We start from the raw sequence: 13,916 nt of genomic DNA on the forward strand, positions 1-13,916 counted from the left end.
CGACCGCTACGTCGTGTGGCGGCTCAAGCGTCTGCTGATCAGGCGATATGGCCGCAACCTGCACGCCGGGCGGGCCGATGCGTGGACGCGCGAGTGGTTCGAAGCCCACGGCCTGTTCCGCCTGCGTGGCACCGTGAAGTATCCGACTCCGAAGGCGGCGTAACCATGCCAAGAAGGCCATCGGTAAGCCGTATGCGGGCAAACCGCACGTACGGATTGAAAGGGGGAAGGGGAAACACGACCGCACCGCGGTACGTGCGCCCCTGACTACCAATGCACGAGCTGACGTGGGAACCAGCCGGCGAGCACCTGGTCGTCGCGCGCATGGACGGGATCGCCGTCCTCCGCATCGATCGGCCCGACAAGCTCAACGCGTTGACCCCGACGATGCTGCCGGCGCTCGCGTCGGCGATCCGAGACCACTCGGCGACGACGCGCGGCCTCGTGCTGACCGGGACGGGCCGGGCGTTCTCAGCCGGGGACGATCTCGACGCCACCGCCGACCTGGACGCGACCGCCTTCGACGAGCTCATCGAGGGCTTCCAGGGGCTGACCCGTGCGGTCCTCGACACCGAGGTGCCCGTCGTCGCCGCGATCAACGGCCTCGCCGTCGGAGGAGCGGCTGAGCTCACTGTGGCGTGTGATGCGCGGATCGCCGCCCCCGACGCCTTCCTGCTGTTCCCGGAGAACGGCCTCGGTCTCACCATCTCCAACGGATCGACGCATCTGCTTCGCGAGATCGTGGGCGCGCGGGCGCTGCCGCTGATCCTCGACGGCGGCCGGATCGACGCCGACGATGCGCTGGCACTGGGCCTGTTCACCGAACTGGCGGACGATCCCGTGGGTGCCGCGGTCGAACGCATCGGCCGCTGGGTCGCAGAGGGCACCGCGACCCGGTGGCACCTGCGGATGCTGCGTCCCGACCGCGCGGCCGTCGAGGCGGCCCTGCAGCGTGAGAGCGAGATCGCGCGTGAGGCATTCGCGGCTGGCGTCGTGACCGCGGGCGCCGCGGGATTCCGCGACCGGGCCCGATGAGCGCCCAGTCACGCCTGCGCCGGCGCAGTGACCTCGACTGGACGCTCGGTGCGCTGATCGACCGGCGCGCCGCTGAGCACGGTGACCGGATCGCGTTGCGCGCAGGTGACGGGACGGCCTTGTCCTACGCCGAGCTCGCTGAGCGTGTCGCCGGCGTCCGCACGCTGTTGGCCGAGCGCGGCCTGGGCGTCGGTGATCGCGTGGGACTCATGCTGGGGAACACGCTGCGTTACCCGGTCGCCTGGCTGGGTGTCGTGTCGGCGGGGATGGTCGCGGTGCCGGTCAACAAGCGCTCCGGTCCCGTCGATGCCCGGCACCAGTTCGACGACGGCCGCGTGAGCCTGGTGTTGGCCGACGACGGCACGCGCGACGGCGCGGCCGCGGCGGCCGCCGGCAGCGACCGGGACATCACCATCGAGCGGGTCACCGGTGAGGGGTGGCCCCACCGACCGGCGTCGCCGGCGGCGTCCATCCCTCCCGCGGCGCTGGCCAACATCCAGTACACCTCGGGCACCACCGGCCTGCCGAAGGGCTGCGCGCTCAGTCACCGCTACTGGCAGTACATGGGACAGGCCGCGGTCGACCTGCTGGAACTGACCGGCGCCAGCGTCCTGCTGACGGCCCAGCCCTTCTCCTACATCGACCCGCTGTGGAACACCGCCGCCGCGCTGCGCGCGGGCGCTGAGCTCGTCGTGCTCGACGGCTTCCACCCGTCGACGTTCATGCGTGATGTCGCCCGCTTCGGCGTCACCGTCTTCTACTGCCTGGCCACGATGCCGGTCCTGCTGCTCCGACAGCCCGAGGCGCCGCACGATCGGGACCATCGGCTCGAGCGCGTGTCGTGCTCGGCGATCCCCCCGCAGGTACACGCCGAGCTGGAACGCCGGTGGGGCGTGCCGTGGTCGGAGGTCTACGGCATGACCGAGACCGGGCTGAACATCGCGGTGCTTGACGAGGATCACGACGCGCTGGTCGGGTCCGGCAGCCTCGGGACGGTCCTGGCCCACTGTGAGGCCCGCGTCGTCGACCCCGACGGCAGCGACGTCCGCGAGGGAGAGGTAGGTGAGCTCCTGCTCCGCGGACTCGGGATGATGGACGGCTACGTCGACGATCCCGCCGCGACCACCGCGTTCTTCGCCGATGGCTGGGCGCACACCGGCGACCTCGTCGTCCGCGACGCGGAGGGGCGGCTGATGTTGCGCGGACGCCGTCGCGACATGATCCGGCGCGCCGGTGAGAACGTCGCGGCCGCCCAGGTCGAGGCGGCGCTGGTCACCCACCCGCTGGTGCTCGAGTGTGCAGTCGTCGCCGAGCCCGACGACGTCGTCGGCGAGGAGCTGCGGGCGCTGGTCGTCGCGACGACCGACGGTGACGGGCCACCTGCCGCATCGGACCTGCACGCGTACCTCACCGAACGGCTCGCGTCGTTCAAGGTGCCGCGGTTCTGGGAGTTCCGCGACGCGCTGCCGCACACGCCGTCCGAACGTGTGGCCAAGCACGAGCTCGGCCCGCCCGACGGCGCGCTGATCGACCTGTCACCGCGGGCGTCGTAGCCGCCGTGCCGCCGCAGGCGGCGAGCAGCATGACGCGTGCCGCTGCGGCGTTGCCCGCACCACCGCGCTGCCGAACGTGGGCGGCGTGCGCGACGCAGCGCGGCCCGCGCCCCGTCCGACCCGGCGCGCCGTGGTCAGCCGCCCTCGACGAACACGCGACGGCGGACTCCCTCGAGGTCGGCGATCTGGTCGTCGAGGTCGTCGGGTGTCCGGTGGAACCGCACGAACGTCGACAGCATCGAGGCGGCGTAGCTGGGCTCGGCAGTGAACTCGAGCAGCTCGACGACCTGGTCGGCGTCGTCGACGTGGGCCTGCAGGCGCGCGTGCACGTCGTCGTAGGGCAGGTCGACGCGGGCGTCGACCGCCACGCGGCCGAGCGCGTCGAACTGCGCGCGCAGGGTGTCCGGCGAGCTGAGGTGCGCCGCGAGGTCGTTCGCGAGTTGAGGGTCCTGCGCGTCGGCGACGACCGCGACGCCCTGGACGAGCGCGATCTCCGCGGGCGACACGTCGGGATCGAGCTGGGGGAAGGCGAAGAAGTCGAGCGTGTCCGCGACGTCGTCGTCGACGAACTCGTAGAACCACTCGCCGATGTTCCACATTGCCGCGTCGCCGGATGCCAGGTCGCCGACCGCCTCGCGGAAGTCGTTGCTCATCGCGTCGTCGACGAAGCAGCCGCGGTCGATCATCTGGCGCCAATGGTCGAACACGGGAACCAGCCGCGGGTCGTTCCACGAGTGGCGCCCGCGCAGCAACTCCTCGTGGAACGCGGCGCCGTTCAGCCGCAGGTTCAGGATCGTGAAGTAGCGCGCGGCCGGCGGTGACCAGGTACCGGCCGACGTGAAGGCCGCACGGCCGTCCTCGCGCAGGCGGTCGCAGACGGCGAGCAGGTCCTCCCAGGTCGTCGGCGGCTCCAGACCCAGATCGGCGAACACGTCGGTCCGATAGAAGATCGGGTTGGGCTGCATGGTCGTCGGCGCCCAGTACCGCCGACCGTCGACCGTCGCCAGGTCGGTGACCGCGGCGGGCAGCGCGTCGTCCCATTCGCGCTCGGTCCACAGGTCGTCGAGGGGCGCTAGCAGTCCCTGCTCGGCGCATGCGGTCAGGCTGCCACCAACGAAGGCGCTGACGACGTCGGCCGGCGGATCGCCCGTCACCCGCTCGGTGAGGTCCCCCGGCACCGGCGCGCCGTAGAAGTTGCCGCTGACGACGCCGAGCGACACGCCGGCCTCGCCGGCGAAGCGCTCCGCTGTCGAGCGCAGCCACTCGCCGTGATCGGCGCCACCCGCGTAGGGGCCGTACCGCAGATCGGCATCGTCGGGCCACAGCAGCGTGCCGTCGACGTCCGGGCACACGATCGGGGCGGGTTCGAGCAGTGCGCCTGCACCGGCAGGCGTCGAGGACGCGCCCGTCGACGCCTGCCCCGCCGCGCCGTCGTCGGACTCGGCTGCCCCGGAGCCACAGGCCGCCAGCGCGACGGCGGTGATGGTCAGGAGCAGGCGGATGCGCATGCTTGGTCCTACGTATACGAAGTAGTTACTATGCATGAGCACCATACGACGACACGGCGGCGAACTGCAACCGGGAGGATCCGCGATGACGGTCCTGTTCGACGTCTTCGTGCTGGGCCGCAGCGTCGGCCGCGTCGTCGACTACGCCCTCGCCGACACCGACCTCAACGCGTTCGACTACGCGATGACGTCGATGCTCGACGGCCACGGCCCGATCAGCCCGGCGCGCATCAGCGAGCTGACGGGCATGCCCGCCACGACGGTGTCGGGGGTGCTGCGTCGGCTGACGGGCCGCGGGTTCGTCGCGCGTCGGCCCAACCCCGACGACGGCCGGTCGCACCTGATCGTGCTCACCGACCACGGCCGGCGGGAGACCGAACGGGCGCGCACCGCGTTCGGTCGCGTGGTGACGGCGATCGAGGACCAGCTCGGCGAGCGCCTGCACGCGGTCCGGGCGCGGCTGCAGGACCTCGACGATGCCGTCCGCGCGGTCGCCGGCGTGCCGCTGCGCCCGTACCGGGTCACGCCGGTCGACATCGATGTGGAGCAGCGCCTCACCGTCGACCAGCTCACCGAGGTGCACCAGTTCTGCGTGTGGATCCAGGCGCGCGACGCCGTGCGTGCGTGAGGCTTCGCGGCGCGTGTCATGCTGTGGCCATGGCGAGCGTCGACGACGCCCTGGTGCAGCGGTTCCGCCGTGACGGCGCCGTCTGTGTACGGGGCGTGTTCGACGACGACCAGATCGCCGTCATCCGCAGCGTGGTCGAGGCGATGCTCGCCGATCCGGGACCGAACGGTCAGGTCGCCAGCCGACCCGGCGAACCCGAGTTCTTCGAGGACTTCTGCAACTGGCAGCGGCATCCGCAGCTGCTCGAGGTCACCGAGGCCGCCGGCCTGCCGGCGCTGTGTGGTGTGCTCATGGGCTCGCCCGAGGTCCGCCTCTACCACGACCACGTGCTGGTCAAGCAGCCCGGCGCGCAGCAGCGCACGCCCTGGCACCAGGACCAGCCCTTCTACAACGTCGAGGGCCGCCAGAACATCAGCGCGTGGATCCCGGTCGACCCCGTCGCGCGGCACACGACGCTCGAGTTCGTGGCGGGGTCACACGACGGCTCGTGGTACCTGCCGACGACGTTCCTGGACCAGCAAGCGAAGTGGTTCCCCGAGGGCAGCCTGCGCCCGGTGCCGCCGATCGACGCCGAGCGGGAGCGCCACCGCATCGTGGGCTGGGACCTGGAGCCCGGGGACGTCGTGCTGTTCCACATGCTCACCCTGCACGCGGCCGCCGGCAACAGCATGACCCACCCGCGGCGGGCGCTGTCGCTGCGCTTCCTGGGCGCCGACATGACGCACGCGCCGCGGCCGTGGAAGACCTCACCGCCGTTCCCGGGCCTCGCCGACGACCTGGCGGCTGGCGCCCCGATGGATCACCCGCTGTTCCCCGTGCTGTGGGAGGGGCGGGTGTAGCCGGTCACGTACGGCGGCGGGGCGACCCCGGGCGGTGTGTGGGCGTCTGCGTCCGGCGTGCCGACGTGGCTGGTGATGGGCAGCACGCCTGCCCACGTGCCCGCGTCGAGGTCCTGTTCGTCGTCGTTGGGACCGCCGGTGCGCAGCTTGACCGACGCCTCCGTCAGGTCCAGGGCGACGATCGCCGTGGCGGCCGCCTCCCGTCGGTTCGGGTGGCGGGCGTCGGCCCAACGCCCGGGCACCAGGTGCTCGGTGATCACTTCGAAGGCGTGCATGCGTTCGGCCGGGTCGGTCACGGCCCGCGCCGTGCCGAAGATGACGGCCGAACGGTAGTTCATCGAGTGGTGCATGACCGATCGCGCGAGCACCAACCCGTCGAGCAGCGTCACCGTGACGCAGACCGGAGCGCCGGTGGCAAGGTGACGCATCATGCGGCTGCCAGTCGACCCGTGCAGGTACACCAGGTCGCCGTCGCGACCGTACGCGGTCGGGATCACCACGGGCGTGTCGTCGTCGACGAAGCCCACGTGGCAGATCAGCGCCTCGTCGAGCACCGCGCGCAGGAGCGCCGGGTCCGTCGCTGCGCGGTCGGGCGCGCGCCGCACACGGGTGCGCTCGGTGGGGGAGAGGGTGTCGACCATGGAAGCCATTCTGTTGTCGACCATGGAAGCCATTCTGGTATAGTACAGAGAAATGACTGTGCGATCACAGTATAGGATCACCGGCTCGACCCGCAGCGGCATCGTGGCGTCGGTCGAGACGGGTGTCGAGGATGGTGCGCTGCGTCCGGGGGACGACCTGCCTCCGGTCCGGGCGCTGGCGTCCCAGCTGGCCGTCAGTCCGGCGACCGTCGCGGCCGCCTACCGTGATCTACGCGCGCGCGGCGTGACCTTCAACCGGCCGCGGCGGGGCGTGCAGATCGCCCACCGCCCACCACTGGTCGCGCCGCCGGCGACCGACGTTCCCGACGGCGTGGTCGATCTTGCGCAGGGCAACCCCGATCCGGCGCTGCTGCCACCGCTGCCTGCACTCGTCAGGCGCGGACGCCCCAGGCTGTACGGCGACCCGTCCGCCGTCCCCGCACTGCTGGACGCCGTCGGGGACGAGCTCGAGGCGGATGACGTGGCGACGGGGCACGTCGCCGTGACCAGCGGCGCGCTCGACGGCATCGACCGCATCCTCGACGTCCATCTCCGTCCCGGCGACCGCATCGCGGTCGAGGACCCGTGCTGGACCGGGACCCGCGACCTGATACGCGTCCGCGGCCTCGACGCCGTGGGTGTGGCCGTGGACGACCGCGGGATGTCGCCCGATCGCCTGGCTGCGGCCCTGCGCGAGGGCGTTGCCGCAGTGCTCGTGACCCCTCGCGCGCACAACCCACGCGGGGCGGCGTTCGACGCCGACCGGGCGGCGGAGCTGCGCACGGTGCTCGCCGCGCACCCCGTCGTGTTGGTGATCGAGGATGACCACGCCGGCATCGTCGCCGGTGCGGCATACCACACGCTCACGGGTGGTCGTGACCGGTGGGCGGTCGTGCGGTCGATGGCGAAGTCGCTGGGCCCCGATCTGCGGCTGGCGGTGCTGGCCGGTGACCGCCACACGGTCGCACGGGTCGAAGGCCGCCAGCGTCTGGGGCCCGGCTGGGTCAGCACCATCCTGCAGCGCTTGGCCGCGCACCTGCTGACCGACCCGAACGTTGCGGACCTGTTGGACCGCGCCGCCGCGACCTACACACGCCGCCGAGACGCGCTCGTCGCCGCGCTGGGCGCGGTCGGCCTGGACGCCAGCGGTCGATCCGGTCTCAACGTGTGGGTCCCGGTGCCCGAGGAGGGCGCGGTCGTCGCCGGGATGCAGCGCGCCGGCTGGGCGGTGCGGGCGGGCGAACCGTTCCGACTGTCGGCCGATCCGGCCATACGCATCACCGCGGCCTCACTCGATCCCGCTGACGCGGGGCGTGTGGCGGCGGACCTGGCGACCCTGCTCGCGCCGTCGGCCACCCGTCCCGCCTGAGCCTGCACGAATCACGCGGTGGTTGCCCTTTCACCCCGTTTTCCGGTCAAACGACACCCGCCCCGCCGAGCGACACCCACCCCCGGCGAGTGACACCCGCCCCGCCGAGTGACACCCGCCCCGCCGAGTGACACCGGCCCCGGCGAGTGACACCGGCCCCGGCGAGTGACACCCGCCCCGTGAGGTCGCAACCACCGCGTGGACTCCCCCGTGCACGACCGTCACTACATGGCCGCCATCCCGCTGTTACCGTTGACGTCCGCTACCGGGAGGGTGGCCCACGTGCGCAGGTCGTTGGTCGCGGTGGTCGCGCTCGGCACCGTCGTCGCCGCCTGCGCGGGCGCGGATGACGCCGAACAGCTCGTCGTGTCCGCCCCGACCCGTGCGGTGGCCGATGCCGGCGGCGACGCGTCGTTCGGCTCGTCCACGGCGCCCGCGGGGCGGCCGCAGCCGAGTCTGACGCGGGCGATCGACTGGCGGATCACGGCAGGCTCGCTCGGCACGCAGGCGGTGCGTGGCGGCGTGGGGGTCTCCCTCGAGCGGCTGTCGCTGATCCTGCCCGAGCGGTGGTGTCCGGACGATGCGCCGGCGGACATGCCGGCGTGCGCCGAGATGACCCGCGACATCGCCACCGTGGTGGCGGTCGACGCGATCTTCGACAACACGACCGGCCTGCGGCGGGAGATCCGGCCCGAGGACGTCGTGCTCGACATCGGCGGCCGGCGCTGGACGGCGGTGGCGTTGGCGAGCACCTCCGGTCCAGCGGTGGTCGACGACCTCACCGTCGCTGGTCGACTCGTCTGGCTCGTCGATCTGACGGTCGACGACATCCGCGATCATGGCACCGTCGAGCTGCTCGTCCCGGCACCGCTGCCCGAAGGTGGTGGTGGCGGCGGCGCCAACCGCGGCGCGCTTCGTGTCGTCGTGGTCATCTGATAGCGCTCAGTCAGCCACCGGGCCCACCGCAGCCGTGACCAGTGGCCCGCCCGCATGGTCGTCGATCACCGTCGCCGCACGCATCAGCTCACGGGTGCAGCACTGTCGCCGCGGGTCGTCGCAGCTGGCAGCCGAAGCGATCTCCCGGGACGCCCGCCGTCGCCGCGCCGGGCGCCGTGACCACCAGCAGCATCGTCAGTGCTGCCAGTACCGCCAGCACGCCCGTCGGGACGCACGCGTGGGTACGGCTGTTGTCAGTCGCATCGTGAGCTCCTCGACGCCGGGCCGGAGGTGCGCCTGATGTCGCGGGCACGGTGGAATGTCGGCCTTTGCGGCCTTTGCGGTCGCGTGCGGGTTCGACGATGCGGGCGCAGGGCGTGCGGCACGCCGTGGAGCGCGGCAGCACTGGCCGGGCGGCGACACCCGACCGGTGGATCAGCCCGCGGCGCCGCCAGGATCAGCCGAAGCTGATCGGCTCGTCGCTGATGTCGACCGTGAACTCCGGCGGTCCGTCCTCGGGATACCACCAGTACAGGACGGCGGCCCACCACGGCGCGTCGTCGGGGACCGTGAACTCGACGGTGTGTTCGGTGCCGGAGTCGGACGTCGCGGTCAGCGTGTGGTCACCCGGATCGATGTAGACCGTGAACGGGACCACATGGTGCTGGTCCCTGACGGGGAAGCGTTCGTCGACGACGACCTCGCCGTCGACCGTGACCGTGACGCCGACCTCGGGCTCGGCGTAGCTCTGGTTGCTGACGTAGAGGGTCAACGGCGGTGGATCGGACCGCCGGCCGACGGGGGTCTCGACCGGCGCGGCGCCGCTGTCCGAACAGGCGACGACCATCACCGCCACGATCGTCAACGCCGCCATCCGTCGCATCGTCGTGCCGACCTGTCGCTGCCGCACCAGTATGGCGCCCCGGCGGTCGGTCAGATGGGTACCGCGCCCTCGTCGAAGTGGACGCCCAGGGCGTGCAGGGCCTGCTCGAGGACCGACATCACGGCGACCGTGTCGTCCAGCGGCATGGTCGGGCTCTCAGTCACCCCCGCGCGCAGGCAGCGGTGGACCTCGTCGAGCTCGTGGGAGTAGCCGTTCCCGGTCGCTGGAGCATCCACCGTCTCGGCGTCGATGTCGTCCTGTCCCCGCACGCGGTGCACGACGATGCGGTCGGGGTGATGGAACGGGGCCGGCACCTCGATCCACCCGTCGGCGCCGAACACGGCGGCCGTGCCGGTCAGCGGACCGGACAGCGAGCACTGGCCGATGCCGGCACGGCCGTCCGACGTGTGCCACGTGACCGTGGCGTCGGCGTCGACGCCGTTGGGTGCGGTGCGTCCTGCCACGTGCAGCTCCGCGGGCGTGCCACCCAGCACCGACTGGATGAACGACACCGGGTACACGCCCAGGTCGAGCAGCGCGCCGCCCCCCTGCGCGGCATCCCACAGCCGGTCGTCCGGGTCGAACCGTGTGCGCCGGCCGAAGTCGGCCCGCACGCTGTGGACCTCGCCGATCGCCCCGTCGGCCAGCAGGTCGCGCAGCCTCACGACGGCCGGCTGGAACCGGGTCCACATGGCCTCCATGCAGAACACCCCGGCGTCGCGGACGGCGCCGATGACCCTGCTCGTGCCGGCCAGCGTGCACGCGAACGCCTTCTCGACCAGCAGGTGCTTGCCCTCGGCCGCGGCAGCCAGAGCGAGTGCGTGGTGCTGACGGTGCGGCGTGGCGATGTAGACCACGTCGACGTCGGGGTCGGCCAGCAGCTCGCCATACGACCCGTGGGCCACGGCGGCGCCGTGCTCGTCCGCGAACGCGCGGGCGCGGTCGATGGACCGCGAGCCGACCGCGTGCAGCCGCCCGCCCTCGTTCACGGCCAGATCCTCGGCGACCCTGGCGGCGATGCGCCCGGGACCGACGATGCCCCAGAGGATCGTGTCGTTGCTCATCCCACGTCCCGTCCTGCGGCGCCTGCCGTCCGGACGGGTGCGGATGGCGCCGCTGCCATCGTGTCGACGTCCGGTCGGCGAGCATAGCCCCGGCGAGTGCGGAGGTGGACGGACCCTCGTACGGCGACCGATGTCACGTGTTCATCGCCCGATCACGTGGTCGTGGTGACACCGCGGCCGACAGCGGGTACGACGACACCATGGCCTACCGGTTGCAACGTGACGAGTCATTGCCCGTCGGCGTCCGCCGCATCGCCCGCGAGCTCGTGGACGAGGCGCTGGACCTGCTCGACGACCCGGGGGAGGAGATCGAGGAGTCGGTCCACCAGGTCCGCAAGAACTGCAAGATGCTGCGCGGGCTCATCCGCCTGGTGCGCCCCGGCATGGGCGACGTCTACACGGAGGCGAACGTCACGTTCCGTGATGCCGCGCGTGAGCTGGCCTCGATCCGCGACGCGCACGCGCTGCTCGCGACGTTTGATGATCTCGTCGCGGCCGTAGGCGACCGCCGTCCCGACAGCACTGACGCGTTGCGGCATGTGCGGGCCGAGCTCGCGGCCCGTGCCGACGCGGCGTCCGCGGCGGTGAGGACGACGACCGGCACCACTGGGAGCGGGGCGGTGGACAGTGACGGGACAGCCGTCGACGACCGGATCCTGCGTGCCCGCGACCTGCTCGCGGCCGGACGCCACGGCATCGATGAATGGCCGTTGACCGACGACGTCGACGTCATCCGCGACGGGATCGCCAAGACCTACCGGCGGGGACGAGACCGCCTGCGCGACAGCATGTTCACCCCGACCGACGAGCTGCTCCACCAGTGGCGCAAGCGGGTCAAGTACACCTGGTACCACGTTCGGCTGCTGCGCGACGCGGCGCCGAGCGTGCTCCGGCCCCTGACCGGGCGACTGCACGACCTGTCCGACGCCCTCGGCGACGACCACGACCTCGCCGTGCTGCTCGAGCAGATGCGCGCGGACGTGGACGCCTTCGGAGGCGACGAGGTGCTGCGCGAGACCACAGCGGTCGTCGATGTCGTGCGCGAGGATCTGCAGCAACGCGCGTGGCGCCTCGGGTCGCGGCTGTACGTCGAGCCTCCGGCGACGTTCTCCGAGCGCCTCGCCGGCTACTGGCGCGCATGGCTGGAGCACGGCGACGAGTTGCCGACCGGCGAGATCTCCGACCTCGCGCCGCCCGACGACGATCTGGACGAGCAGTCGGCGCGTCAGCTCTACGCGATCGCGCGGGACCTGGACATCGCGATGCGGTCGACGATGGACCGTGATGAGCTGATCGCCGCGATCCGCACGTCGGGATGGACCGGGGACCGCTCGGTGCAGGCGTCCGCCGGGCCGTGAACGTGGAACTGGCGTGTGCCACCGCCGACACCTGTCGCGGGGCCTGACCCCGCGACACGTAGGCGACCGCGGTGGTCCGACCCGCGGATGGCGCGCATGCCGACGTCGTCCCTCGGCGGTCACGGGCGCTGCGCCGCGGCCACGTCGACCTGTTCGCAGACCCGGCGACGGGTGGTCAGCACGCGGTCGAGCAGCCCGCGCGTGTTGCGCAGGCCCATCCACCCCGTCCACGCGCGGGCGAGCGCGATCACCCGTTCGAGGCCACCCACCGCCACAGCGCCAGCGACCGGGCACGCCAGGAAGACCGCCAGCGTCGGCCACAACCCGGTCACCGGTGCCGCGATCGCGACGAGCAGCCAGGCGAGCGGGTACACGAACAGGGCGGTCAGGACGCGCACCGTGCCCTTGGTCACCGGAACCGCTGGTCGGCGCCCCGCCACGGCGGTCAGGACGGTCGGTACCAGGTTGACGGCCACGCCCGCCACCACGACCACGCCGAGCAGCACGAGGTAAGCCGTGAGCCCCAACGCACGCCGCAGCAGGAACGCGGCATCGACGCGTGGCACCAGCAGGTCGTCACGTAGCCGTAGCAGATCCAGTTGCACCTGGTACGTGCCGAGCGCGTCCATCACGTCCCGCCGTGCCGACGCGGGCGCATCGGCGATCGCCTGCGCGAGCGACTCGCGGCGGGCGAGCGACACGATCTGATCGGGCGACGTCAGATCGGTGCGCAGTCGCACGTCGGCCGCCCGGTTGAGCATGGCGCGCTCGAGCACGTCGTCGTACCGGGGGGTGGTCTCGCTCAGGCGACGGCGGATCTGCTCGGTCAGCGCGCGCACGGTCGGGTGCTCGTCCACGTCGTGGACGCCATCCGCATCGTCGCGCGCGGCCAGCCAGCGGTCGATGTCGATCGGGTCGCCCACGCGGGCCAGCACCCGGGAGCGCAGCGCCAGCTTGTCGTCGAACGTCAGGCCGATCGGCACGATCGTGACGCCGTCGACACCGGCGTCGTACGCGCCGAGCGCGATGCGGGCGGCTCCGGTGCGGACACGCTGCAGTTCGAGCCGGTCGTGGGTCGTGCCCTCGGGGAAGATGGCCAGCATCCCGCGCTGGCGGAGCAGGTCGTGCGCGCGGCCGAACAACGCGGCATTGTCCACAGGCCCGCCGGGATGGTCGCCGGGGCGCCTGACCGGCACGAGTCCGGCCAGCGCCAGCAGCGGTCGTACCAGCACCGAGTGCCACAGCGTGGCCTTGGCCACGAAGCGTGGCACGCCGCGGCAGATGACCGCCAGCAGCACGGCGTCGACCAGGCCGTTGAAGTGGTTGGCGACGATCACACGGGGGCGGTCGTCGGGGATCCGCGACCTGCCGATCACGTCGACCGTGCGGAACAGGCCGTGGCTGACCAGCCACGCGACACCGTCGAGCGCCATGTCGACCAGTGGACGGCCCGCTGCCACCGTCAACGCTTCTTCAGCGCCGCGTGCGCCCATGCGGCAATGGCCGCGCCGGACAGGTTGTGCCACAGTCCGTGCGGCTGGATCCAACTGTCGGGACGGCACGTCGGCGCTCCTGTGCGCCCCGCGGCGTACGCCACGAGCGCCGCGGTCATGAGCGCCTCGGCGACGCGGTGCGACCTGGCGGTGTCGCCGCGCGCCACCCGCCGGGCGGAGATCTCCGCGACCGTTGCCGCCCCCGCCAGCAACGCCGACACGGCGCGGATGCTGGTAGGTCGCGTGGCCAGCAGCGCGCTGATGCCGGCGATGGCGACCGCGTACACCGCGGTCGCAACGCGTGCCAGGTCCGGTCGCACCTCTGAGACGTCCTCCAGGCAGATCACGCCCAGCATCGCAGCGATGGTGGCGTCGTGGGCCCATCCGCCGAGGCGCCCGCCCGGCCCGTGGTAGGCGACGCTGCCGACGCCGGCGCCGGCCACCGTGCCGCCGACCAGCCACGCATGGCGGTGGTGGCGGTTGTGGCGGGCGATCCACGCACCCGTCGCCGCCAGCAACGCCGCGCTGATCGTGTTCGCCGGCTGGGCGATCGGACCGGGTCGGATGCGCTCGCAGTCGGCCGCGCCGAGCGGCGGGTCAGTGGCCACG

The 13,916-nt window shown here is 72.2% G+C and carries 13 protein-coding genes; 7 read left to right on the forward strand and 6 right to left on the reverse strand.

What is annotated here, in order from left to right; genetic code table 11:
* The first annotated feature begins 273 nt into the window (after positions 1-273).
* Together VFZ70_09515 and VFZ70_09520 are read left to right on the forward strand one after the other, a co-directional pair.
* On the forward strand, positions 274-1,035 hold the full coding sequence (locus tag VFZ70_09515; protein ID HEX6256036.1) for an enoyl-CoA hydratase/isomerase family protein: 762 nt from the start codon (positions 274-276) through the stop codon (positions 1,033-1,035).
* Complete coding sequence (locus tag VFZ70_09520) at positions 1,032-2,588, forward strand: AMP-binding protein (GenBank protein ID HEX6256037.1); 1,557 nt, start codon at positions 1,032-1,034, stop codon at positions 2,586-2,588. Before VFZ70_09515 ends, VFZ70_09520 begins: the two co-directional genes overlap by 4 nt.
* Before the next feature lie 134 nt (positions 2,589-2,722).
* On the opposite strand, the gene VFZ70_09525 is transcribed toward VFZ70_09520, so the two are convergent.
* Positions 2,723-4,096 carry an extracellular solute-binding protein gene (locus tag VFZ70_09525; GenBank protein HEX6256038.1) on the reverse strand — a complete coding sequence of 458 codons (1,374 nt, stop codon included), beginning with the start codon at positions 4,094-4,096 and terminating at the stop codon, positions 2,723-2,725.
* A gap of 85 nt (positions 4,097-4,181) precedes the next feature.
* On the opposite strand from VFZ70_09525, the gene VFZ70_09530 reads away from it, so the two are divergent.
* Both VFZ70_09530 and VFZ70_09535 read left to right on the forward strand, forming a co-directional pair.
* Positions 4,182-4,724 carry a MarR family transcriptional regulator gene (locus VFZ70_09530; protein HEX6256039.1) on the forward strand — a complete coding sequence of 181 codons (543 nt, stop codon included), beginning with the start codon at positions 4,182-4,184 and terminating at the stop codon, positions 4,722-4,724.
* 29 nt (positions 4,725-4,753) lie between these two features.
* A complete protein-coding gene (locus VFZ70_09535; protein ID HEX6256040.1) occupies positions 4,754-5,563 on the forward strand; it encodes a phytanoyl-CoA dioxygenase family protein in 810 nt (269 codons plus the stop codon).
* Here the strand turns inward: VFZ70_09535 and VFZ70_09540 are convergent.
* Complete coding sequence (locus tag VFZ70_09540; protein ID HEX6256041.1) at positions 5,524-6,204, reverse strand: pyridoxamine 5'-phosphate oxidase family protein; 681 nt, start codon at positions 6,202-6,204, stop codon at positions 5,524-5,526. The two genes, VFZ70_09535 and VFZ70_09540, sit on opposite strands and share 40 nt — an antisense overlap.
* A 52-nt stretch (positions 6,205-6,256) precedes the next feature.
* Here VFZ70_09540 and VFZ70_09545 point away from each other — a divergent pair, with 52 nt between their 5' ends.
* Both VFZ70_09545 and VFZ70_09550 read left to right on the forward strand, forming a co-directional pair.
* The gene (locus tag VFZ70_09545) at positions 6,257-7,573 is read left to right on the forward strand and encodes an aminotransferase class I/II-fold pyridoxal phosphate-dependent enzyme (protein ID HEX6256042.1); all 1,317 of its coding nucleotides are present in this window, start codon (positions 6,257-6,259) and stop codon (positions 7,571-7,573) included.
* A 282-nt stretch (positions 7,574-7,855) separates the two neighbouring features.
* Positions 7,856-8,509, forward strand: a complete 654-nt coding sequence (locus VFZ70_09550) for a hypothetical protein (GenBank protein ID HEX6256043.1) — start codon at positions 7,856-7,858, stop codon at positions 8,507-8,509.
* Positions 8,510-8,966: 457 nt separating this feature from the next.
* Here VFZ70_09550 and VFZ70_09555 read toward each other — a convergent pair whose 3' ends face one another.
* The gene (locus VFZ70_09555; GenBank protein ID HEX6256044.1) at positions 8,967-9,383 is read right to left on the reverse strand and encodes a hypothetical protein; all 417 of its coding nucleotides are present in this window, start codon (positions 9,381-9,383) and stop codon (positions 8,967-8,969) included.
* Positions 9,384-9,442: 59 nt separating this feature from the next.
* A complete protein-coding gene (locus VFZ70_09560) occupies positions 9,443-10,456 on the reverse strand; it encodes a Gfo/Idh/MocA family oxidoreductase (GenBank protein HEX6256045.1) in 1,014 nt (337 codons plus the stop codon).
* A 137-nt stretch (positions 10,457-10,593) separates the two neighbouring features.
* On the opposite strand from VFZ70_09560, the gene VFZ70_09565 reads away from it, so the two are divergent.
* Positions 10,594-11,814: a CHAD domain-containing protein gene (locus tag VFZ70_09565; GenBank protein HEX6256046.1), complete on the forward strand. Its 1,221-nt coding sequence runs from the start codon at positions 10,594-10,596 to the stop codon at positions 11,812-11,814.
* A 119-nt stretch (positions 11,815-11,933) separates the two neighbouring features.
* Here VFZ70_09565 and VFZ70_09570 read toward each other — a convergent pair whose 3' ends face one another.
* Complete coding sequence (locus tag VFZ70_09570; GenBank protein ID HEX6256047.1) at positions 11,934-13,274, reverse strand: 1-acyl-sn-glycerol-3-phosphate acyltransferase; 1,341 nt, start codon at positions 13,272-13,274, stop codon at positions 11,934-11,936.
* Between the two features lie 2 nt (positions 13,275-13,276).
* On the reverse strand, positions 13,277-13,915 hold the full coding sequence (locus VFZ70_09575) for a hypothetical protein (protein ID HEX6256048.1): 639 nt from the start codon (positions 13,913-13,915) through the stop codon (positions 13,277-13,279).
* Position 13,916: the final 1 nt, after the last annotated feature.

The organism is Euzebyales bacterium (assembly GCA_036374135.1).
Lineage (GTDB): Bacteria > Actinomycetota > Nitriliruptoria > Euzebyales > JAHELV01 > JAHELV01.